The following is a 21,675-nucleotide window of genomic DNA, read 5'->3' as shown; positions in this document are numbered from 1 at the left end:
GGCTGGATTAGCTATGGAAGAGCCGCGTCGCCTCGGCGGCCGGTACGAGCTGGGCTCGGTGCTCGGCCGTGGTGGCATGGCCGAGGTCTACCTCGCACATGACAGCCGGCTCGGCCGCACCGTCGCCGTGAAGACGCTGCGGGCGGATCTCGCCCGCGACCCGTCCTTCCAGGCCCGGTTCCGCCGTGAGGCCCAGTCGGCCGCCTCGCTCAACCACCCCGCGATCGTCGCTGTCTACGACACCGGCGAGGACTACGTGGACAACATCTCCATCCCGTACATCGTGATGGAGTACGTCGACGGATCCACGCTCAGGGAGCTCCTGCACTCCGGCCGCAAGCTGCTGCCCGAGCGCACCCTGGAGATGACCATCGGCATCCTCCAGGCACTGGAGTACTCGCACCGCAACGGCATCGTCCACCGCGACATCAAACCGGCCAACGTCATGCTGACGCGCACCGGCCAGGTCAAGGTCATGGACTTCGGTATCGCCCGTGCCATGGGTGACTCCGGGATGACGATGACGCAGACGTCCGCGGTGATCGGCACGGCCCAGTACCTCTCCCCCGAGCAGGCCAAGGGGGAGCAGGTCGACGCGCGCTCCGACCTGTACTCCACCGGCTGTCTGCTCTACGAGCTGCTGACGGTCCGGCCTCCGTTCATCGGGGACTCGCCCGTCGCGGTCGCGTATCAGCACGTACGTGAAGAGCCGCAGACACCCAGCAACTTCGACGCCGAGATCACGCCCGAGATGGACGCCATCGTCCTCAAGGCGCTGGTCAAGGACCCCGACTACCGCTACCAGTCGGCCGACGAGATGCGCGCCGACATCGAGGCGTGCCTCGACGGCCAGCCGGTCGCCGCGACCGCGTCGATGGGCGCGGCGGGCTACGGCGGTTACGACGCGGAGCAGCCCACGACGGCCATGCGGCAGCAGGACCAGGCCGACGGCCAGACGTCCATGATGCCCCCGGTCAACCCGGACGACGGCGGCTACGGCTACGACGACCGCCCCGACCGCAGACGCGGCCGTCCCCAGAAGAAGTCCAACATCTCGACGATCCTGCTCATCGCGGCGGGCGTCCTGGTGCTGGTCGGGGCGATCCTCATCGGTAAGTCGCTCTTCAGCAGCAAGCACGGCGACTCCGGCGACGTGACCGTGCCGCAGCTGGTCGGCCGGTCGCTGGGCGGTGCGAGGGAAGCCGTCACCAACTCGAAGCTCAAGCTGGCCGTTTCGGAGCGGAAGCCCTGCGACAACGCGGCGAAGGGCAACGTCTGCAGCCAGGATCCGAAGTTCGGCAGCGACAAGCTCAAGCAGGGCACGACCATCTCGGTCGTCGTGTCCACCGGCGCCCCGAAGGTCGAGGTGCCCAACGTCAACGGGGACACCGAGGACGACGCCACGCAGCTCCTTGAGGGCAAGGGCTTCAAGGTGAAGCCGGTGCAGGTCGAGTCCGACTCGGAGGAGGGCAAGGTCTTCGACCAGTCCCCGAAGGGCAACACCAAGGCCCAGAAGGGCTCCGAGATCACGATCAAGATCGCGAAGTCGACCAAGATCCCGGTCCCGGACGTCAAGGGCCGCACTTTCGAGGACGCGTCCAAGCAGCTGACCGACGCGGGCTTCCAGGTCTCCCGGGCAGCCGACCAGGAGTCGGACCAGCCGGCCGGCAATGTGATCAGCCAGTCCCCGGACGGCGGCGAGGCCGCGAAGAACGCGACCATCACGCTGACGGTCGCCAAGGCCAAGGCACCGCCGACGCCGACAGCGATCCCCGAGGTCAGAGGCAAGAAGGTGTCCGAGGCGAAGCAGATCCTCAACGGGGCCGGCTTCACCAACGTGCAGATCGCGGGCGGCAGCAACGGCGACGACAACGCGATCGTCACCGGCGCCGACCCCGGGGTGGGCACCCAGGAGACCGACCCGGGCGGCACCACCGTCACGCTCACCACCATGGGCGGTGGCGGCGGGAACAACGGCGGTAACAACGGCGGCAACAACCACGGGGACGGCGGCGGCGGCATCTTCGACGGCTGGGACTAGCCGACAGCGCCCTCCACCCGCCACCGGAGGCGCACGCAGTACCGCACGGGCGAAGCCCCGGCACCCGGCAGGACTCAGGGAGTCCGGTCGCTGGGAGCCGGGGCTTCGCCCGTGGTCCAGGGCCGCAGGAGGCGGTGTACGAGACGGGGCCTGCCGGGTGTCAGCGCAGCTCCGCCGGCGGGGTGCGCCTGGCGTCGACCTTCTGCGTGCGCTCCAGCTCGCCCCACACGATGTACCGGTACCGCGAGGTGTAGACCGGCGTGCAGGTCGTCAGGGTGATGTAGCGGCCCGGCTTCTTCTTGCCCGACTCCTCGGGCACCGGCTGGAGCACGTCGACGTTGTACTTCGACGTCTGCCGGAGCTCCTTGAACACCTTGTAGACGTACCAGGTGTCCCTGGTCTCGAAGACGACCGGGTCCCCGGTCCTCACTTTGTCGATGTTGTGGAACTTGGCGCCGTGCCCGTCGCGGTGCGCGGCCAGCGCGAAGTTGCCCGTCTTGTCGCCGGGGAGACCCGCCTTGACCGGCTTCACGTAGTACCCGGCGACGCCCTCGTTCAGGATGTCGGTGCTGGTACCCCGCCTGACCAGCACATCGCCGTTCTTCATCGACGGCACGTGGAGGAAGCCGATGCCGTCCTTCGTGTTCAGCGCGCCGGGGCCGGAGCTGCCGTGCGACCAGTTGTCACGGATCCGGTGTCCTTGGGCCGCCGCGTGCCGGTCGGCCACGACGTTCGTCCACCACAGCGAGTAGACGACGAAGAGTCCGAGTACGAGGCCCGCCGTGATGAGCAGTTCACCGAAGACGCTGACCGCGGTCGCGATCGGGCCCCGGCCGCCGCGGCGGGCGCGGGGCGCGGGCGTGCTCGTCTGCTCGTCCTGCTCGGTCGTCGCTGCCACCGCACCTGTCCCCTGTAGTCCGTACCGTTCAGCCTGCGGTCAGCGCTGCGGGCATCCCCTTGCTCCGTGGCCGTTCATCAACCATCTTGCCCCACACGACCATTCGGTACGTACTGGTGAACTCGGGTGTGCACGTCGTCAGCGTGATGTAGCGGCCCGGCCCGGTGAAACCGGATCCCACCGGCACCGGCTGGATCACCGACACGTTCGAAGGGGACGTCTGCGCCAGGTGGCTCGTCACCTCGTACGTGTAGTAATCGTCCTGCGTCTCGACGACGACCTTGTCGCCGTCCTGCAGCTTGTTGATGTAGCGGAACGGCTCACCGTGCGTGTTGCGGTGGCCCGCCAGCGCGAAGTTGCCGGTTTTCGCCGACGGCATGGCCGTCTTGAGCTTGCCCTCGCTGTAGTGGCCGACCATCCCGCGGTCGAGCACCTTGGTCTTGCTGACGCCCTCCGCGATCGGCACGACCACGTCCAGCTTGGGGATGTGGATGATCGCGAACCCCTGCCCGGGCTCGAAGGCACCGGGCCCGGCCTTCTTGTCCCCGCCCTTCGCCCAGTTGTCCTGGAGGCTGTGGGCCGTGCCGTTGGCCTCCTCGTGGGCGCGGACGTTCGTCCACCAGAGCTGGTACGTGACGAAGAGCAGCATCAGCACACCGAGGCTGATGAAGACCTCACCGATCGCCCGGCTGGCGATGACCGCGGGGCTGTCCTTGAGGGCACGCGCGGCGAGGCGCGCCTCCATCCGGGTGCGGGGGATGGCCGGGATGACAGGTTCGGCGGGCGGTGCGCCCTTGCGGCCCCGCCCCTTGGCCGCCTTGCGGCGCTCGGCGCGTCCGCCGGTCGGCCCGGGGGGTCTTTCCCCGGCGGCGGCGGACGGCCCGGTGACCCGGAGTCCGACGGTCTCGTCGTCCCGTACGGCAGGGAGGACGGCCGTGCTCCGGTCGTCCGGTTCCGGCGCCGGTCTCCGAGGGCCTCCGCCGGACATACCCGGGGGCGTCGTCCCCGGGGGCGTCGTCCCCGGGGTTGTGACCAGGCCCGGGACGGGCCCGGGAAGGACCTCGGTGACGGGTTCGGGCACGGGCGCCGGCATGGGTGCCCGGACCGGCCCGGGCACCCGCGAGGGGCCGGGCATCGACGTGGGGCCACTCATCCGCGCGGGGCGGGGCGCGGGCGCGGGGGCAGGCATCCCGGCACCCTGTACGGGGCCGGGCGCCTGTGCGGGGCCGCCGGGCGCCTGCGCGGGGCCGGTGGTCTGTCCGGGGCCGGAGGGGGTCTGCGTACGGTCCTGCGGCGGCAGGGGCGTACCGCCGGGCGTCCGGGGTCCGGGTGCCGACGGGGGCACGGGGCCCGGTGCGGGCGCCGTGGGGGCGGGCGTGGATATCGGCTCGTACGCCGCCTCCCGCCCGTACCAGTCCTGCGGCGGGTCCTGGACGGCCGGCTGCGGAACGGGATCGTCCGACCGGAACCACGGCGAACCGTGCCTCCCGGTCGGCAGCGGATCCGTCAGCGGGTCGTACTCCCGGCCCTGGTCGGCAGTGCCGGCGGGCGGCCCGGCGGGCCGGTCCGCTCCCGGTGGTTCCGACGCCCCCGCCGCCCCCGAGCCGTCCTGTTCGGGGCGCAGTGACGTCACGCCGCGGCCTTGCCCACCACCGGGGCCAGCCCCGCCGACCGTCCGATCGCACCTGTGTCGCCGCACTCGGCCAGCCAGTTGGCCAGCATCAGGTGACCGTGCTCGGTGAGCACGGACTCGGGGTGGAACTGCACGCCCTCGACCGGAAGTTCCCGGTGGCGCAGGCCCATGATGATGCCGTCGGACGTCCAGGCGGTCACGGCGAGCTCGGGCGGCACCGACCGGGGCTCCGCGGCCAGCGAGTGGTAGCGGGTCGCGGTGAAGGGCGAGGGCAGCCCGGCGAACACACCGACTCCCTCGTGCGTCACGGGCGAGGTCTTGCCGTGCAGCAGCTCGGGCGCCCGGTCCACCACACCGCCGTACGCCACGGCCATGGACTGCATGCCCAGACAGACCCCGAAGACGGGGACCCCGGTGTCGGCGCAGTGCCGCACCATGTCCACGCAGACACCCGCGTGTTCGGGCGTCCCGGGACCGGGGGAGAGCAGCACGCCGTCGAAGCCGTCCTGCGCGTGCGCGAGGGTGACCTCGTCGTTCCGGACGACCTCGCACTCGGCGCCCAGCTGGTACAGGTACTGGACCAGGTTGAACACAAAGCTGTCGTAGTTGTCGACGACCAGGATGCGGGCGCTCATCGCACGGCCTCCATTCCCTGGTCGACCGTCACGTCGTTGAACGGAAGCAGCGGCTCCGCCCACGGGAAGACGTACTGGAAGAGCAGGTAGACGAGAGCGAGCACGAGCACGAGCGAGACGCCCGCCCGCAGCCACACATTGCCCGGCAGATGCCGCCAGATCCAGCCGTACATGCTGTCCCTTCCGTTCGTGGTACGGCACCAGAGTAGAGGGCTGGGGCAGGCGTTCGTGGGTCACCCGCGCAAAGCGGCCGGCTTGCCCTGCGCCACGGGCCGGGTGGAGTCGAGATGCCCCCATGCGATGAGCCGGTGGCTGCTGCCCCACTCCGGGTCGCAGGTGGTGAGTGTCAGATAGCGCCCGGCACCCTGGAAACCCGACTTCACCGGCACCGGAGCGATGACCCCCGTGTCGGACGGCACGGTCAGATACGGCTTCCTGTCGATGCGGTACGTGTACCAGGTCGTCCCGTCCGTGAGCACCACCGCGTCACCGGGCCGGAGTTCCGGGAAGTCCTTGAACGGGTCGCCGTAGGTACGCCGGTGTCCGGCGACCGCGAAGTTCCCCGTGGCGCCGAGCCGCGCGGTCCCCGTGTAGTGGCCGAGGCCCCGCTGGAGCGTCCCGACGGCGGTGTTCTGCAGCACGGGCCTGCTCCAGTCCCCGCCGAGGCGGGGGATGTACATCACGGCGAAGGGCTTGCCCGCCCGGTACGCGGCAGGGGCGGGGGTGGCGGCCGGTTCCGCCGGTGCCGTGGTGCCGGAGCCTGGCGAGGGGGCGGCCGTCGCGCTGCGGGCCCACTGGCGGTGGAGATCGTCGATCTGATGGCCGGCCGCGCTGTCCGCCGTGACGCCCGTCCAGAACAGCAGGTAGGCCACGAACAGCACGATCAAAGCGCCCACGGTGATGCAGAGTTCGCTGAAGCTCCTGACGATCAGTCGCACCGTCACAGCCGGCCGCCTCCCCGGGACTACCCCACAGGTCCTGCGTAGTGGAGATCCACTGTGCCCGAGTAGCCGGGAAGAGTCACCGCCCGGTGGTCATCGACTTTCCAGCCGAGCCCGTAGGCCTTCACGTACTGCAGGTAGTTCTGGATCGCCGGGGAGGCCGTGAGCGCGTCCTTCAGCTTTCCCGGGTCGCCTACGGCCGTCACCTTGTACGGAGGCGAGTAGACGCGGCCCTGCAGGAGCAGGGTGTTGCCGACGCAGCGCACCGCGCTGGTGGTGATCAGCCGCTGGTCCATGACCTTGATGCCCTTGGCTCCGCCCTGCCACAGGGCGTTGACCACGGCTTGGAGGTCCTGCTGGTGGATCACCAGGTCGTTGGGCTGCGGTTCCGGGTAGCCGGGGTTGGCGGTGGTGTTCGGCGGGGCGTCGTTGAGTGTGACCGAGACCGCGGCGCCGCTGAGCTTCTGCGTACCGGCCGCCTTCTCCAGGGCCTTGAGGCCGGCGTCCTCCTTCTCGCCGCCCCCGTCGCGCTGCGCGAGCGCGTCGACGTCCCTGCGGACGGCGGCGGTGGAGTCCCCGAGCGCCTTGTTCTTGCCGTTGCGCTCCTGGATGAGGTCCGAGAGTTTCAGCATCGACGCGTCGGTGCGGATATCGGTGCCTTTGGCGGTGTTGAAGCTGGTCACGAAGATGAGGCCGGCGAGCGCGAAAACGGCGGCGGTGAGCACCCGGACCGGCCGCCAGACGCGGCGGCGGGCGGGTCCTGTGGCAGAGTCGTCAGAATTGCTCAACGTACCCTTATCTCCTTCCACACCCCGGAAGCACTACGCTAACGGACGCCCGGGGGAGGCAATGCGCCCCGTCGCATCCGGCTCCCGGCACTTCCTACACAGTTCCCCCTGCGCGGTCACGCAGCGCATCGACAGGAGAGCCCCTCGTGCCGAAGTCACGTATCCGCAAGAAGCCCGATTTCACGCCGCCGCCCGCGACGAAGCAGGCGACCGCCATAAAGCTGACGAATCGCAGCTGGGTGGCCCCGGTGATGCTGGCGTTCTTCTTGGTCGGTCTCGCCTGGATCGTTGTCTTTTATGTAACGGATGGCGATATGCCCATCAAGCCGTTCGGGAACTGGAACATCGTGGTCGGTTTCGGCTTCATCGCGGGCGGTTTCGGCGTCTCGACCCAGTGGAAGTAGGCGGCCCGCCGGCCCGGCCGGCAGCCCGCCCGTCTCCCACACGGCGGCCGTGACCGTCAAGCCCTGCCCTGAGTTATCCACAGCGCTATCCACAGCCGGGGAAAACTCAGAAGATCTGTGGATAACTTTCGGGTGTTGACGCCGGTGTGACTACTCGGCGCCATACCACAGCGGCAGCCCGCCCCTTGCCCTTCCTGGGGAAACCCAGGTCGGCGGCAGGGGGCACTGCTGTTCCCCACAGGATGCACAAGATCCGCCACTCGCTGTGGACAACCGGGCCCGCCGCGGGCCCCCGCGGGGACCGGAAGGCCGCCCGGGCCCCTTCGAGGGGCTTCTCAGGTCAGCATCGCGGTTCTCGCCAGCACCATGCCGACGACCGCCACCAGGACCAGCGCACAGGTTCCGAACTGCAGCAGTGTCCGCCGCTCGCGCGGGGCGTGCACCATGCCGATCGCGACGATGATGCCGGCCACGAAGCCGCCGACATGCGCCTGCCAGGCGATACCGCCGGAGAAGGTGAAGATCACGTTGACCACGAGCAGGCCGAGGAGCGGCCGCATGTCGTAGTTCATCCGCTTCATCAGTACGGCCGTGGCGCCGAGCAGCCCGAAGATGGCGCCGGACGCGCCGAGCGATGCCTCGACCGGCGAGGCGATGAGATAGGTGAGCGCGCTGCCGGCCAGCCCTGAGATCAGATACAGCGCGATATAACGGGCCCGGCCGAGCGCGGCCTCCAGCGGCCCGCCGATCCACCAGAGGCTGAGCATGTTGAACCCGATGTGCGCGTAGTTCGCATGCATGAACATCGCCGTGAACAGCCGGTACCACTGGCCCTCAGCGACGCCCACCAGCGGCCCGAACGGCGTGGCCTGCGCCCGGCCCACCAGCTCGTAGGCCGCGTCGAAGCTGTTGTTGTTCGCGACCTGCAGGATGAACACCAGGACGTTGACCGCGAGGAGGATCTTGGTGATCAGGTGCGGGTCCGCGGTGACCGGCCCGCCCGCCACCGTGCGCGGCCTGCTCGCCGCGGCCGGGGTGCTGCCCGTGCGGGAGCCCGCCCCGCCGCGTACGCACTCAGGGCACTGGAAGCCGACGGAGGCGCTGACCATGCACTGGGGGCAGATCGGCCGCTCGCAGCGGACACAGCTGATCCCCGTCTCCACGCCGGGGTGACGGTAGCAAGGGGGCAGACCGCCCGCCGCTGACCGCTCCGGGCCTCCTGGCAACTCTTCCATCGGGTTCCCTCGTCTCGTACGGGTCGCGTACGCACTGCACCGCCCCGCTCGTCATACGGACGAACGGGGCGGGTCGTTCCCGTACCGGTACGGGAAGGGGCGCTCTGCTGTCGTCTCTCCCGCGCCCGCGGGGTCAGGCGGGCGGCTCCGGCCGCCGCGCGGCTCAGCCCTTACGGGTGTCGACGCCGTTGCGGGTCTCGACGACGACCGTCTCGATGACGACGTCCTGGACCGGCCGGTCGGTGCGCGGGTTGGTCGGCGTGGCGATGATCTCGTCGATGACCTTCTGGCTCGCGGCGTCGGTGACCTCACCGAAGATGCTGTGCTTGCGCGTCAGCCACGTCGTCGGCTGCACCGTGATGAAGAACTGCGAGCCGTTCGTCCCCGGGCCCGCGTTGGCCATGGCGAGCAGGTAGGGCCGGTCGAAGGAGAGATCGGGGTGGAACTCGTCGCCGAACTCGTAGCCGGGGCCGCCCGTGCCGTTGCCCAGCGGGTCGCCGCCCTGGATCATGAAGCCACCGATCACGCGGTGGAAGACCGTGCCGTCGTAGAGCCGGTCCGTGGACTTCTGGCCGGTCGCCGGGTGGGTCCACTCCCGCTCTCCCTGAGCGAGCTCGACGAAGTTCCTGACCGTCTTCGGCGCGTGGTTCGGCAGCAGCCGGATCTCGATGTCGCCTTGGTTGGTCTTCAGGGTGGCGTAAAGCTGCTCGGCCACGATGTGCCTTCCGTAAGTCTTCTCTGACGTTCACCGATCCTCGCACGGACCCGCAGCGCCGAACCGCCGCGCGGGAGAAATGCACTCGGGTGACCGCCGAACCGGCGCGCACCGGGCCGAACCATGGCATTGTCGGGCGCAGAAGACCTCTTGCACCACAATGACGGATTAATACCGGCCGGTCCGAGCCCTTCCTGACCCGGATGCCTGATCTCAGGTGCCGCGACGGTGCCCGGCAGGCATGATTTCGAAAAGGGTGGACAGGCGAATGAGAGAACGCCACCGATGAGGAGGAACCCCGTGACCCGCATGGACAGCGTGCGCGCCGCGACCGGTACGGCGAAGGAGAACGTGCTGCACGCCGCGGAAGTGGTGGCGCCCTACGCCGGAACGGCCAAGGAACAGGCCACGCATTACGCCAACGAAGCTCGTGTTCGGCTGGCCCCGAAGGTCTCGCTCGCAGCGCAGCAGGCCCGAACCCAGTACGACGCGCGGCTCGCACCCCACGTCGACCAGGCCCTCACTCACGTACCACCGAAGGTCGACGCGGCGGCGCAGCGCGCAGCCAAGGCGGCCCGGCAGGCGCAGTGCCAGCTCGCACCGCGCGTGGAGCAGGCCGTGGCGGCGGCCCAGCCCGTCCGTGAGGAAGCCGTGGCCCGCAGTGCGGCCGCGGTGGCGGCGCTGCGCGGTCAGGTCTCCGCGAAGCAGATCCAGAAGCTGGTCAGAAAACAGCAGCGGCGCGCGAAGGCGGGCCGCCTGGCCAAGGGCGCGCTCGTGCTCGGTGTGGTCGCCGGAGGCGCCCTCGCCGCCTGGAAGTGGTGGGACAAGCAGGCGAACCCGGACTGGCTGGTCGAGCCGCCCGCGCCCACCGAGGTCGGTGACCGGCCGCCGCTGAGCGCGGTCGACGGCAGTGGCGACGCGCTGGACCCCGAGGTCAAGGCCAAGCAGGCCGAGGCCGAGGAGGCCGACCCGAAGCGGGACAACCCCGGGAAGTGACCCGGCGGACGCCGCCGGACGGACGCGCGCGTGCGGGGCGCCAGGAGAGTCAGCTCTCCTGGCGCCCCGCACGCGTGGGCGGGGCGACCGGTCGCACCGGTGCCCGCCGATCCGGCCGGCTCAGCCCCAGTCCTCGTTGCCGTCCGTCCCCGCTACGCCGCCCGAACCGGAAGCTGCCGGGGCGCCGTCGGCCCGCACGGCCGCGGTCCGCGAGCCGTGGTCGCCGAGTGCCTGGGTCGCGGTGACCGCGCCACCGAGAAGCACTCCGGTACCGACCAGGGTGACGAGGGTCCGCTTGGCCGAGGTTCTCCAGCTGGGCTGCATGTCTCTTCTTCTCCCGTTGATAGATCTGGGAGGGGCGAGCGCACTGTGCGTGCCCCCCGATGAGCAGAACGTTAGGGAGGGGCGGTTTCGGTCTGCTATCGAACCCGCTTCGATGGGGCAGGTCCGGCGATACCGGATCTTTAACGCCGAGGTGCGGGGCGGTTTTCCTCCGCGGGCTCGGAGGTATTCCGGGCTTCCCGCACGGCTCCGGACGGCCGACACTGGGGAACATGACGCCGCTGAGCACACCCGGCCAGGAGCCGGGCACCCCCGGAACCGGCTCCGCCGGTGGAGCCACGGCCGAGTGCCACATCTGGTCGCTGCCGCCGCTGCCCCGGCCCGCCGACTGGTTCCGCTTTCTCGACTCGGACGAGCTCGCGCGCTGCTCCGCCTATCTCCACGAGCTGGATCTCGCGCGTTTCGTCACCGGCCGGGTTCTCGCCAGGTCCGCGCTCGGACTGCTCTGCGGCATGGAACCGGAATCCGTACGGCTGCGCACCCGCTGCCCCGGGTGCGGCGGTGCGCACGGCAAGCCGCAAGCTCTGGGACCCGCCGCGCGGTGGGAGTTCTCCATCACGCACTCCGGCGACGTGGTCGCGGTCGGGGTCACCGAAGGGCTCCCCATCGGGCTCGACGTGGAGCAGCTGCTGGATCCGGAGACACCACCGGAGTCCGGCATGCCCCCCGAGCACGAACTGGTGCTCACCGCGGAGGAGCGCGCCACCCTGCTGCTGCTGCCCCGGGAGCAGCGCGCGCCGGGCTTCATGACGTACTGGACGCGCAAGGAAGCAGTCCTGAAGGCGACCGGTGAGGGGCTGAACACCCCGATGCACAGCTTCGCGGTGACCGGGCCGGACCGGGCCCCCGCGTTGATCGGTACCGCCGGCGGCGGCGAAGGCCGGCCCGATCACGGTGCCGGTGGCCCGGCCTGCCGCGCCCAGCTGGTCCTGGCCGACCTCGATCCGGGCCCCGGCTACCGGGGAGCGGTGGCCGTGCTCGGTGCCGGCGCGGTGCGGGTACGGATGCGTCCCGGCACCGAACTGACCGCTCCACGCGGCTGATCCGGCAGCCCCACGGGCCTCCGGGAGGGCGTCTCCCGGCACTGCTTCCCTTTCGATAACGAAAAGAAAACCCGTCTGGGTAGCTTCCTCTCATCGTGCTCGGCCCCGACATGTGCCGAGACAGCCGACCATCGGAGAGACGGCGTGATGAGAGCACCCGGGACGGCACTGCCGCGCGCCGGTCGTCGCCGCGTCATGCCCGCGCGTCCGCTGGTCCTTCTGTTCAGCGCGGCAGTTCCGTACCCGCCCATGCCGTACCACTCACGCTGCCGAAGGGGGGCGAGCGGCCCCGCGCGGGCCGGCCTGCCCGGCGGCCGCCCACCCAGCGAACGCCTCTGGAGGTCAGACATGTCCCCGGTCACATCCGGTCCCCTCACCGAACTGGACAACCGGCTCACCGAGCTGGACCAGTCCCTCATCAGCCTGGCCCGGGAGCGGGTGGAGACCGCCGCCCAGCTCAGGACCGTGCGCCGGACGTCCGGTCAGCGGGACTTCCAACTGGCCCGCGAGAACGACGTGCTGAGTCAGTATCACGAGGCTCTCGGCCAGCCCGGTACCGCCATCGCTCTGCAGCTGCTGGCCCTGAGCCGGTCCGAGCTCTCCCCCGCCGTCATCGACCGGGCAACCGCAGCGGCTGCCTGATGCCCCGGTCGCCCGGGCGGGGCCGGTCGCGCCGGTCCCGCCCGGGCCCAGGGCGCTCAACCCCCACGAGAGGAAACCTCACCATGTCCACCTCTGTTTCGGGCTCCGGACGCATCGGGCTGCTGACCGGGCCGTTCCGGCCACGGACGTGGCGGCATGTGCTGTACGCGCTGGTGGCGGTCGGCCCGCTGCTGCTGGTCGTGCTCCCGTACGCCATGAAGTCCACCCAGGGCCACGGGAATCAGCAGATGGGTGTGCTGGTCCTGCTGGTCATGCTGGTGGTGGTCGCGTTCATCGGGCCCATGGTCGAGCGGCTCCGCGCGCAGATCCTGCTCGGCGAGGAGATCGGGCACCGCTCGGGTGTCGGCCGGATCGGGCGCGGCCTCTTCTTCATGCTGGTCAACCTGTTGATCAGCTCGGTCTCGTTCGCCCTCGTCGCGGGCTGGTTCATCGTGTCCGCGCGCAATCTCACGTACCCGATCTGGGGCTGGGCGCCCTACCCCGACCCGGCGTGGGGCGGCCCCAGCCCGGCCGGGGCGGTGGCGCTGCACTTCGCGGCCGGGGTGGTGGCCTTCTTCTTCGGCCCCTGGCTCATCGTCGCCGTCACCAACTGGCAGGTGAGGGTGGCCCGCAGCATCATCGGCCACGGGTGACCGGCCGCGCCGCACACCACTCTGCCCCCGGTGGTCCGCCGACCACCGGGGGCAGAGTGCTCTGCCGCGCCCGGGTGCTGTCGCCGGGGCGTGCCCCCCGGGAGCCGGGAGCGGTCCGGGGGGCGGCCCTCAGGCCACCCGGGCCAGTGTCATCCGGGGCTCGTGACCGGATACCGCGCCGGGCTGGGCCCCGAGATAGCGCAGTACGGCCAGCACCCGGCGGTTGTCGTGCCCGGTGCAGGGGATGCCGAGCTTGCCGAAGACCGCCGCGGCACGCTTCTCCACGGTCCCGGGTGAGACGTTCAGCTGCTGGGCGATGGCGCTGTTGGTCCTGCCCTGGGCCATCAGTTCGAGCACCTCCAGCTCACGGCCGCTCAGCACACCCAGTTCGCCGCCCGTGCCGCCCGCCGTGTCACCGGTGGCCAGTGAGCCGACGATCCGCGGGTCGACGACCGTGCCGCCCGCTGCCACCCCGGCCACCGCTTCCAGCAGCAACCGGGCGTCGTGGATCCGTTCCTGGAGGAGGTACCCCACCCCGGAGCGGGTGCCCGACCCCGCGAACAGGCGTGCCGCGTAACGGGGTTCGGGTGACTCCGAATAGACGAGCAGCCCGCCGCGGGGCCACCGGTGGCCGGCCGCGAGCACCGCCCGGATGCCGTCGTCCGTACGGGCGGACGGCAGGGCGGCGTTCGCGATCAGCACATCGGGCCGGTGGGTGCCGGCCAGTGCGCCCAGCGCCCCGGCATCACCGACGGCCTCCACCTGGTGCCCGCGCTCGGCGAGCACGTGGGCCAGTCCGGCCCGCAGCACGGCGGAGCCCTCGGCGATGACGATGCGCATGGGCGTCGACCTTCTCTCAGCTCGGTTCGGCTCGATCAGCGCGGTTCGGCTGGATCGGCCCGGGTTCGGCCCGGTGACAGGGCGGGGCCCGGTGACAGGGCGGGCGTACGGGTGCGCTGCTAGTCGACGACGTATCCGTCGGAGGGACGCACCGCCCGGGAGCGGCGCAGGTCGGTGAGGACGAACCCGCGCCGCAGCCAGCGGTCCTGGCCGTCGTAGCGCGGCCGGAACGCGGTACGGCCGTGCACGGTGACCCGGTTGTCGACGAGGGCGAGGTCGCCCGGTTCGAGATAGGCGGTCTGCGCCGTCAGGTCGAAGATCTGCTGGAGCTCGGTGAGCGCCTGCCCGGCCCGGCCGGTGAGCGGCCGGGTGGCCGCGAAGTCGACCCGTACGTCGGGGTCGTCGGGGGCTCCGGTCAGCACCGCGTGCGGCTCGGTGCCGCCCGCCGCCGGTCCGAAGGACGGCGGGGCGGCGGTGAGGAACTCCCGGCTGAACAGCGCATCGCGGCCGTCCGGGGAGAGCAGCGGGAGCGCCTGGCGGACGCACGCGGTCCGCAGCCCGGCGACCCGCTCGTGGTCCGCCCGCAGGCAGAGCAGCATGACGAAGTCGGGCAGGTGCGGGTGGAAGGCGTTCTCGGTGTGGAAGGTCAGCAGCACCGAGCCCGCGTTGCCCTGGAAATCCTCCTGGCCGGGGACCGGTACGACGTCCTGGACCAAGGCGCCGCCCTTCTCCGGGCGGAAGGCCGCCGGGTCCCCGAGTCCGGCGGCGATCATCACGAGCACGGCGGCCGAGACGTCGGCCGAGTGCTGCGCGGAGCCGCCTGCGGCCGGGGTGGCGGGCAGCGCGGCCTCGTCCACCGGGAGTCCGCGCAGCAGCAGCGAGCCGGTGGGCCCGGAGTCGCGCCGGAAGGCGGCGAGTGGTCTGCGCAGTGCGGACGGCAGGTCCGCCCAGCCGTCACGGGCCGCGGCCACCCACTCGGGGCTGTCCACCCGGCCCCCGGCGACCGGCGTGAGCCGCCGCGCCGCCTTCTCTATGTCGCGGGCACGGTCCGTGCCGACGGTGACCACCGGGGTGGTCGCGCTGGTGTCCAGAATCAGAGTCATGCGTACATTCGCTTTCTGATCAGGCGGCTTGAGCTGCGGTGGCCGGTTCGGTGATGGGTGACACCAGGGGTGCGGCGAGCCGGCGGTAGGCGGGTGCGGGCATCGCGACCGAGAGGTCGAGCCGGGCGGCGTTGAAGAAGATCTCGTCCTCGGCGAGCAGGTCCGGGTCGGCGATGACCGCCAGGTCGGGGTGGAAGGAGAACGGCACGATCGACCCGCTGACGCAGCCGGTGAGGCGCTCGGCGGTGGCCCGGTCGGCGAAGCCGGCCCGGACCCCGCCGGCCACGCCCACCACGGCCCCCAGATCGACCCTGCGGTCGCCGGGCACCACGGCCAGGACGTACCGGGACTTCTTCCGTCCCAGGGCGACCCGCACCACGATGGTCTTGGCGGCCTGCCGCAGCGGGTGGCCGCGCAGCAGGCTCGCCGCGTCGGTACGTCCCTCCGGCGGATGGGCCAGCACGCGGTGCGGCGCGCCCCCGCTGGTCAGCAGGTCCATCAGCCGGCCGTGCGCCGTCCGCTGGGCCGCACAGGCGACGGCAGGCGGAGGGCCCGAGCCGAACACGGAAGTCTCAGGCGACACGGTCCATCGCCTCCGCGACCGAACGCGGGCGCATGTCGGTCCACTGCGCGTCGATCCAGGCCAGGGCCTCCGCGTGGCCGGTCTCCGGCAGGCCGGTCCGCCAGCCGGCCGGGACCTCGGCGAAGGCGGGCCACAGCGAGTGCTGGCCCTCGTCGTTGACGAGCACGAGGTAGCGGCCCTCGGTGTCCTCGAACGGGTTGCTGTTCATGGGGTTTCCTCCACGGTCGGCCGCTCAGGCGGCGGGTTCGGGTACGGCGGGTCCGGTCACCGCGGTGCCGGCGACTCCGCCGGGTCCGGCATCTCCGCCGGCGGTGTCGCCGTAGATGCCCTGGACCCAGTTGGTCTGGTAAACGGTGTCGAGATAGCGCTCGCCCAGATCGGGCGAGATGGTCACGGCGGTCGGCTCGCCGCGGTACGTCCGGTGCGTCCGGTGCGCTTCGAGCCAGGAAGCGGCTCCGGCGACGACGGTGCCGGTGGAGCCGCCGAAGAGGAATCCCCGGGCGGCCAGCCGGTGGCACATCCGGACGGTGTCGCTCTCCGGGACCATCACCACGTCGTCGATGTACGACTCGTCGAGCATCGGCGGCCTGACGCCGGCCCCGAGGCCGGGGATCGACCGGCTGCGCGGGGGTCCCCCGAAGGTGACCGAGCCGACACTGTCGATCGCCACGATCCGTACCTCGGGCCGGTGTTCGCGGAACCAGCGGGCGCAGCCCATCAGCGTCCCGGTGGTACCCGCGCCGACGAACAGCACGTCGAGGCCGGGGAAGCTCCCGGCGAGCGGCGGAGCTGTCAGCCGGTAGTGGGCGCCCCAGTTGTCCGGGCTCGTGTACTGGTTGAGCCAGACGTACCGCGGGTCGCCCGCGCAGAGCCTGCGGACGTGGTCCAGCCGGGCGCCCAGGAAGCCCTCCTCGGGGTCGGGTTCGGTGATCGTGTGGACGCTCGCGCCCAGCGCCTCCATGAGCCGGCGGGCGCCGAGATTGCAGCGCGAGTCGGTGACACAGACGAAGCGGTAGCCCTTACTGGCCGCGATCATGCTCAGGGCGACCCCGAGATTTCCCGACGACGATTCCACCAGGACCGATCCCGCGGAGAGAACACCGTTGCGTTCGGCCGCCTCCACCATGGCGAGTGCGGCTTTGTGCTTGATCGATCCGGCGAAATTGAAACCCTCGCATTTGAGGTACAGCGGAATACCGAGAACCGATCTCAGATTCACATACAGATCGTCCTCGTTGAATTGGTGCGGGGCCGAGATGATCAACGCCCCTCCTCCCGTCAGCCGTAACGGCGCATTTCATGGAAGAACCCTTCGACCACGGCCAGTTCCCCCGCGTCGCGGATGGTGTCGTGGATGTGCTTGCCGAGCGCCAGGTCCAGCACCCCCAGCCCGAACGGCGAGAAGATCACGGGGCGGTCCGGCGGCGGGGTCAGCTCGCCGGTCAGCACGTCGTACAGCGTCCCGGCCACGAAATCCCGGTGCCCGAGGCGCTGTTCCGCCAGGTGCAGGGAGGTGTCCGCCTTGAGGCAGTGCTCGATGTCGTCGACCACGTTGGTCGCCGCGAGCACCACGTCGGGTGAGAGGTCGCGCAGCGAGATGTGCAGCACGAGCGGGTTGTGTCCGAACCAGCCGGGGTCGGTGACGTGCGGGGTGCCGGCCACGGTCGCGAAGACGACGAGGTCGCTCTCGCGGACCAGGCTCTCCGCACTGTCGTGGACGACGGTCTTCCCGGTCTCCGTGCCCGAGCCGCGCAGATAGCCCGCGAAGCCCTCCGCGTGCTCGCGCTCCAGGTCGAACACCCCGGTCTCGTCGAACTCCCAGCCGGTACCTGCCAGATAGCTGTGGATGAAGCGGGCGATCAGGCCGGTGCCGAAGAAGCCGACCCGGCGCGGGCGCGCCCGGCCGGCCGTCAGCTTGTCCGCGGCGAGCGCGGCCGAAGCGGCGGTCCGCGCGGCGCTGATGATGGAGCTCTCCAGGCAGGCCAGCGGGTATCCGGTGTCGGGGTCGTTGAGGATGAGCACCGCGGAGGCCCTGGGCAGCCCCGCCGCCACGTTCTCCGGGAAGCTGGAGATCCACTTGATGCCGTCCGCCCTGATGTCGCCGCCCACCGACGCGGGCAGCGCGATGATCCGGGAGCTGGGGCGGTCGGGGAAGCGCAGGAAGTACGAGGGCGGGTTGACGGTGTCGCCCCGGCCGTGGACGCGGTACGCGGACTCGATGATGCCGACGGTCTCGCGGTGCCGGCTGTCCAGGACGCGGCTCACGTCGGCGCCGGGGATCACGGCGAAGGAGGGGGTCTGTGACATGGATGGGTCTCCGTGGCTGGTGGGCAGTGCGGTGGCGGGCCGGCCCGGGGCAGACCGGTCGTGGGGTGCGTACGGGCGCGGGTTCACGGCAGGACGTGACCGGCGGGCCGCACCGGGCGTCCCAGGATCACGACGATGTCGCGCTCGCCCTCGTAGGCCTCACGGCTGTGCGCCATGCGCAGGTTGTCGACGACCATCAGGTCGCCGGGCAGCCACGGTTCACGCCGGGTGGCCTGCCGGTAGGCGCGGTCGATGGTCTCGATCACCTCGGCGGGGATCGGTGTCCCGTCGCCGTACGCGGTGGTGAACGGCAGCGAGTCCGGCCCGTAGACATCGGTGAGGTAGTCGCGGATCACCGGGTCGAGGGTCAGTTCGTTGAGGAAGGCGATCTGGTTGAACCAGATCCGCTCGCCGCTCTCCGGGTGCCGCAGCACGGCGGCCCTGCGCTGCCGGGTGCGCAGCGCCCGGTCCGGCAGCCACTCGTGGTCGATGGCGGCGCCCGCACAGTAGGCGGCGATACGGGCGGGGTCGTCGGTGCCGAAGGCCTCGGTCCAGGCGACCCCCACTTCGCGGTAGGTGCGGGTGAGCTGCCAGCCGTGCCGGACGAAGGGGGCAACCAGCGCGTCGGGCAGTGCGCGCAGCACCTCGCCGGAGTCGGCGACGGCCGTCGCGCCGCCGGCGGCGGGCGCGGTGAGGCAGCCGAACACCGCGAGGGAGGGCACATCGGCGCAGTAACTGACCTCGTGGTGCATGCACATGGGCTCGTCAGGCGGCCACTCCGACGATCCGTAGACGCCGTCGGCATGGGTGCGGCGGGCGGCGAACCGCTCTTGTTCGGGCGCCGGTTCGACACCCAGGGCGACAGCCGCCCCGGCGACCTGCGCGGCCGAACCGAGCCCCAGCCCGCGCACCAGTACCGCGCCGTGCTCGGCGACGGCCCGTGCGACGGTCGCGCGGTGCGCGGTGGCCCATCCGGCCGGTCCTCCGGCCGCTTCGAGCGCCGCGGCGGCGACGGTCAGCACGGCCACAGCGCCGGGCGCGGGGGCCGGTACGGCTCCGCCGGGCTCCCCGGCTGCCGCAGGCTGCGCGGCCCCTGCCGTATCGATCAGCGGTATGTGTATCTCCGCGACGGATGTCATGACGCGATCTCTCCCTCGGTACGGGCGGCGAGCCGCCGGTGCAACAGATCAGCCAGATCGGCGAGTACGGGGGTGGCCGCGAGCTCCTTGACCGTGACGAGCCGGTCCAGGGCGATGGCCAGCCGGACGGCGGTCAGCGAGGTGCCGCCCGCCTCGTAGAAGTGGGTGGTGCGGCTGATGCGGGAGGGATCGACCTTGAGGATCCCCGCCCAGAGCCCGGCCAGCCTGCGCTCGGTGTCCGTGCGCGGGGTGCGCGGATCCGGCAGGTCCACGCCGCCCCCGCCGCCCCCGGCCGCTGCGCCCGGCGCCGCGGGGTCCCTCGTGTCGCCGCCCGCAGCCTCACGGGTCAGCGTCTTGCGGTCGGTCTTCCCGTTGGCGGTCAGCGGCAGTGCGTCCCTGCGCTCGAGCCGTGCCGGGACCATGTAGTCCGGGAGCGCCCCGGCGAGTGAGACCGCCACCGCTGCCGGGGTCAGCTCCGCGGGCCCGGTGTAGTAGCCGACCAGGTGCCGGCTGTCGTCCGAGCCCGCCACGACCACCGCTCCGTCGCGCACCCCGGCCACCTGGAGCAGCCTGTTCTCGATCTCCCCGAGCTCGATGCGGAAGCCGCGGATCTTCAGCTGGGCGTCGCGTCTGCCCTGGAACTCCAGCCGCCCGTCGGGCGCCCAGCGCCCGAAGTCACCTGAACGGTAGAGGCGCTGGCCCGGCCGGTGCGGGTCGGGCAGGAACGCGGCCCTGCTGCGCTCCTCGTCGTTGATGTACCCGCGCCCCACGCACACCCCGGAGAAGACGATCTCGCCCGGGGCGCCCAGCGGCACCGGCCGCAGCCGCTCGTCGACGACGTACACGCGCACGTTGCGCACCGGCCGCCCCAGGGGGACCGACGGCCCCTCGGGGGCGCGCAGCAGCACCTCGTGGTTGGTGTCGTCGCACGTCTCGGTGAGCCCGTAGGCGTTGACCAGCGGCACCCCGGGGAAGGTGGCGAACCAGCGCTGGGCCAGCTCCTTCTTCAGCGCCTCGCCGGTCACCGAGACCCGGCGCAGGGCGGGCAGCGCGGACCGGTCCCCGTCCAGGTGGGTGAGCAGCACCTCAAGATAGGAGGGGACGAGCTGGGCGACCTCGATCCCCGCCGCCCGCAGCGTCTCCACGAAGCGGGCCGGGTCGAGCAGCGCCTCCTGCTCCACCAGGTGGGTGGTGCCCCCGGTGACCAGCGCGGCCAGCAGTTGCCAGAGCGAGATGTCGAAGCACTGGGGCGCGGTCTGCGCCACCGCGGTGCCCTCGGTGATGTCCAGGTCTGCGGTCTTGGCGAGCAGATGGTTGGTGAATCCGGCGTGCTCGCACATGGCGCCCTTGGGCTCGCCGGTGGAGCCGGAGGTGAAGTAGATGTACGCCAGCTGGTCCGCCCGCACCGGGGTCCGGGGGTCGTGGTCCGCGAGCCCGGCGGGCAGCGCGTCCAGCAGACTGACGTCGGGGCGCCCCGCCCCGTCCGGGCCTGCCGCCGCTGCGAGAGCGGCGAGCGCGGTGTCGAGCGAGGGGCAGGCGCCGCGCGCCGTGAGGACGAACCGGCAGTCGCTGCGGCGCAGCACCGTCTCGATCCGGACGGCCGGGAAGTGCGGCTCGACCGGCAGGTACACGCCCCCCGCCTTGAGCACACCGAGCACGGCGGCAGCCCAGTCGAGGTCGCGCTCGGTCACGACGGCCACCACGTCCTCGTCCCGCAGACCCCGCAGGCGCAGCTGCCGTGCGACGCGGTTGGCCCGCCGGTTCAGCTCGGCGTAGGTGAGGCGCCTGCCGCCCCGCACCACCGCGATGTCGTCCGGCCGCAGCCGGGCGCGCTCCTCGAACATCTCGTGGACGCGCAGGTCGGGAAGGGGCTCGTCCGGGCCGGCGAACTCCTCGGTCTGGATGCGGATCTCACCGTCGGAGAGCAGGGTGCGGTCCTGGTGGCCGGCGCCGGGCTCCTCGGCAAGACCGCCCAGTGCGGCCAGGTAGTACCCGGCGACACGGGCCGCCGCGGGAGCGTCGAGCCGGTCGGTCCTGTGCCGCACGATCAGCTCGGTCCCTTCGGTGGCGACCGCGAGGGCGATACCGGGGGGCAGGCCCCCGGCCAGGTCCGCGGGGTCATCGGCGACGAGCGTGTCGAACAGCTCGCGCCCCGCGGCCGGCGCGTACGGGGCATGGAGCAGCACGGCGCGCCGGGTGTTCTCCGCCGCTGCCGCCAGCTCGGCCCAGCTGCCCTCCCGGACGCTCACCCGGGCGGGCAGCGGGGCACCGGCGGACACCAGGTAGCCCGAGACCGTCTCGGGTTCGCCGGTCAGCGCCGCCAGCACCTTGGCGTGCGCGGCCAGCAGCAGGGCCGGTGCCACTCCGGCGGCGGGCAGGTTCACCCGGTGCTCGGCCGTACCGCGCTCCGCGGAGTGCGCGCCGGCGCCCGTCGGTGTCCAGCGCGGCAGCGGCGTACGGCCGCCCGCGCCCAGGACCTGGTCCCAGTAGCTCCGTCCGGCCACGGCGCCGTATTCCCCTGCGTCGTCCATCACGAGTGCCGCCTCCACGGAAGGTCAGTCAGTGCCGTGAGCCTCAGCCGACTTCACGTCTTCGCGGACGACAGTAAGCAGCCGTCTTATCGACGGAATATCGCTTTCCTTCTCGCACCGGAACAGCCGGAACAAGACAGCGGAACGCGGTGCGGGCGGCCCCCGAAAGGACCGCCCGCACCGCCTGTTTCCGCTGTTGGTCAGCG

At 71.5% G+C, this 21,675-nt stretch carries 23 protein-coding genes; 6 read left to right on the top strand and 17 right to left on the bottom strand.

The genetic code is table 11. The features are described 5' to 3' along the window. The first annotated feature begins 13 nt into the window (after positions 1-13). Positions 14-2,041, top strand: coding sequence for a Stk1 family PASTA domain-containing Ser/Thr kinase (gene pknB, locus OG917_RS17605; RefSeq protein ID WP_328318547.1), 2,028 nt, complete (start codon positions 14-16; stop codon positions 2,039-2,041). Between the two features lie 160 nt (positions 2,042-2,201). Here the strand turns inward: pknB and OG917_RS17600 are convergent, their stop codons facing one another. From OG917_RS17600 to OG917_RS17575, 6 genes are all read right to left on the bottom strand, one after another. Further along, positions 2,202-2,939 carry a class E sortase gene (locus OG917_RS17600; protein ID WP_328318546.1) on the bottom strand — a complete coding sequence of 246 codons (738 nt, stop codon included), beginning with the start codon at positions 2,937-2,939 and terminating at the stop codon, positions 2,202-2,204. A gap of 28 nt (positions 2,940-2,967) precedes the next feature. After that, complete coding sequence (locus OG917_RS17595; RefSeq protein WP_443059086.1) at positions 2,968-4,284, bottom strand: class E sortase; 1,317 nt, start codon at positions 4,282-4,284, stop codon at positions 2,968-2,970. Positions 4,285-4,568: 284 nt separating this feature from the next. After that, entirely contained in the window at positions 4,569-5,207 is a 639-nt protein-coding gene (locus OG917_RS17590) for an aminodeoxychorismate/anthranilate synthase component II (protein WP_328318545.1), read from the bottom strand. Further along, positions 5,204-5,380 carry a hypothetical protein gene (locus OG917_RS17585; protein WP_328318544.1) on the bottom strand — a complete coding sequence of 59 codons (177 nt, stop codon included), beginning with the start codon at positions 5,378-5,380 and terminating at the stop codon, positions 5,204-5,206. Before OG917_RS17585 ends, OG917_RS17590 begins: the two co-directional genes overlap by 4 nt. A gap of 60 nt (positions 5,381-5,440) precedes the next feature. Next, positions 5,441-6,151 (bottom strand): class E sortase, encoded by a 711-nt coding sequence (locus OG917_RS17580; protein ID WP_328318543.1) that lies wholly within the window; start codon positions 6,149-6,151, stop codon positions 5,441-5,443. Between the two features lie 20 nt (positions 6,152-6,171). Then, positions 6,172-6,936, bottom strand: a complete 765-nt coding sequence (locus tag OG917_RS17575; protein WP_328318542.1) for a DUF881 domain-containing protein — start codon at positions 6,934-6,936, stop codon at positions 6,172-6,174. A 146-nt stretch (positions 6,937-7,082) separates the two neighbouring features. Between OG917_RS17575 and crgA the strand changes: the two genes are divergently transcribed. Then, the gene (crgA, locus tag OG917_RS17570; RefSeq protein ID WP_328318541.1) at positions 7,083-7,340 is read left to right on the top strand and encodes a cell division protein CrgA; all 258 of its coding nucleotides are present in this window, start codon (positions 7,083-7,085) and stop codon (positions 7,338-7,340) included. Positions 7,341-7,675: 335 nt separating this feature from the next. Here the strand turns inward: crgA and OG917_RS17565 are convergent, their stop codons facing one another. Together OG917_RS17565 and OG917_RS17560 are read right to left on the bottom strand one after the other, a co-directional pair. After that, the gene (locus OG917_RS17565) at positions 7,676-8,575 is read right to left on the bottom strand and encodes a rhomboid family intramembrane serine protease (RefSeq protein WP_328318540.1); all 900 of its coding nucleotides are present in this window, start codon (positions 8,573-8,575) and stop codon (positions 7,676-7,678) included. A 163-nt stretch (positions 8,576-8,738) separates the two neighbouring features. After that, a complete protein-coding gene (locus OG917_RS17560; RefSeq protein ID WP_328318539.1) occupies positions 8,739-9,290 on the bottom strand; it encodes a peptidylprolyl isomerase in 552 nt (183 codons plus the stop codon). 300 nt (positions 9,291-9,590) lie between these two features. Here OG917_RS17560 and OG917_RS17555 point away from each other — a divergent pair, with 300 nt between their 5' ends. After that, the gene (locus OG917_RS17555; RefSeq protein ID WP_328318538.1) at positions 9,591-10,286 is read left to right on the top strand and encodes a DUF5324 family protein; all 696 of its coding nucleotides are present in this window, start codon (positions 9,591-9,593) and stop codon (positions 10,284-10,286) included. Between the two features lie 120 nt (positions 10,287-10,406). Here OG917_RS17555 and OG917_RS17550 read toward each other — a convergent pair whose 3' ends face one another. Next, positions 10,407-10,610 carry a hypothetical protein gene (locus OG917_RS17550; RefSeq protein ID WP_328318537.1) on the bottom strand — a complete coding sequence of 68 codons (204 nt, stop codon included), beginning with the start codon at positions 10,608-10,610 and terminating at the stop codon, positions 10,407-10,409. A 230-nt stretch (positions 10,611-10,840) separates the two neighbouring features. Here OG917_RS17550 and OG917_RS17545 point away from each other — a divergent pair, with 230 nt between their 5' ends. The 3 genes from OG917_RS17545 to OG917_RS17535 all read left to right on the top strand — a co-directional run bounded on the left by OG917_RS17545 (position 10,841) and on the right by OG917_RS17535 (position 12,966). Beyond that, the gene (locus tag OG917_RS17545; RefSeq protein ID WP_328318536.1) at positions 10,841-11,671 is read left to right on the top strand and encodes a 4'-phosphopantetheinyl transferase family protein; all 831 of its coding nucleotides are present in this window, start codon (positions 10,841-10,843) and stop codon (positions 11,669-11,671) included. Between the two features lie 348 nt (positions 11,672-12,019). Further along, positions 12,020-12,313: a chorismate mutase gene (locus tag OG917_RS17540; RefSeq protein WP_328318535.1), complete on the top strand. Its 294-nt coding sequence runs from the start codon at positions 12,020-12,022 to the stop codon at positions 12,311-12,313. 83 nt (positions 12,314-12,396) lie between these two features. Continuing rightward, on the top strand, positions 12,397-12,966 hold the full coding sequence (locus tag OG917_RS17535) for a hypothetical protein (protein WP_328318534.1): 570 nt from the start codon (positions 12,397-12,399) through the stop codon (positions 12,964-12,966). Between the two features lie 129 nt (positions 12,967-13,095). Here OG917_RS17535 and OG917_RS17530 read toward each other — a convergent pair whose 3' ends face one another. The 8 genes from OG917_RS17530 to OG917_RS17495 all read right to left on the bottom strand — a co-directional run bounded on the left by OG917_RS17530 (position 13,096) and on the right by OG917_RS17495 (position 21,469). Beyond that, entirely contained in the window at positions 13,096-13,806 is a 711-nt protein-coding gene (locus OG917_RS17530) for a response regulator transcription factor (protein ID WP_328318533.1), read from the bottom strand. Positions 13,807-13,925: 119 nt separating this feature from the next. After that, on the bottom strand, positions 13,926-14,909 hold the full coding sequence (locus OG917_RS17525; RefSeq protein ID WP_328318532.1) for a TauD/TfdA family dioxygenase: 984 nt from the start codon (positions 14,907-14,909) through the stop codon (positions 13,926-13,928). 19 nt (positions 14,910-14,928) lie between these two features. Then, the gene (locus OG917_RS17520) at positions 14,929-15,408 is read right to left on the bottom strand and encodes a YbaK/EbsC family protein (RefSeq protein WP_328321975.1); all 480 of its coding nucleotides are present in this window, start codon (positions 15,406-15,408) and stop codon (positions 14,929-14,931) included. A 73-nt stretch (positions 15,409-15,481) separates the two neighbouring features. Beyond that, entirely contained in the window at positions 15,482-15,700 is a 219-nt protein-coding gene (locus OG917_RS17515) for an MbtH family protein (RefSeq protein WP_328318531.1), read from the bottom strand. 24 nt (positions 15,701-15,724) lie between these two features. Further along, positions 15,725-16,756 carry a 2,3-diaminopropionate biosynthesis protein SbnA gene (gene sbnA / locus OG917_RS17510; RefSeq protein ID WP_328318530.1) on the bottom strand — a complete coding sequence of 344 codons (1,032 nt, stop codon included), beginning with the start codon at positions 16,754-16,756 and terminating at the stop codon, positions 15,725-15,727. 14 nt (positions 16,757-16,770) lie between these two features. After that, positions 16,771-17,799, bottom strand: a complete 1,029-nt coding sequence (gene sbnB / locus OG917_RS17505; protein WP_328318529.1) for a 2,3-diaminopropionate biosynthesis protein SbnB — start codon at positions 17,797-17,799, stop codon at positions 16,771-16,773. A gap of 83 nt (positions 17,800-17,882) precedes the next feature. Further along, positions 17,883-18,938 carry a TauD/TfdA family dioxygenase gene (locus tag OG917_RS17500; protein WP_328318528.1) on the bottom strand — a complete coding sequence of 352 codons (1,056 nt, stop codon included), beginning with the start codon at positions 18,936-18,938 and terminating at the stop codon, positions 17,883-17,885. Next, a complete protein-coding gene (locus OG917_RS17495) occupies positions 18,935-21,469 on the bottom strand; it encodes a non-ribosomal peptide synthetase (protein WP_328318527.1) in 2,535 nt (844 codons plus the stop codon). The genes OG917_RS17500 and OG917_RS17495 overlap by 4 nt, the downstream gene beginning before the upstream one ends. Between the last annotated feature and the right edge of the window lie 206 nt (positions 21,470-21,675).

Source organism: Streptomyces sp. NBC_00388 (assembly GCF_036061255.1).
Classification (GTDB): domain Bacteria; phylum Actinomycetota; class Actinomycetes; order Streptomycetales; family Streptomycetaceae; genus Streptomyces.
This window is presented reverse-complemented; position numbering and strand designations above follow the sequence as displayed.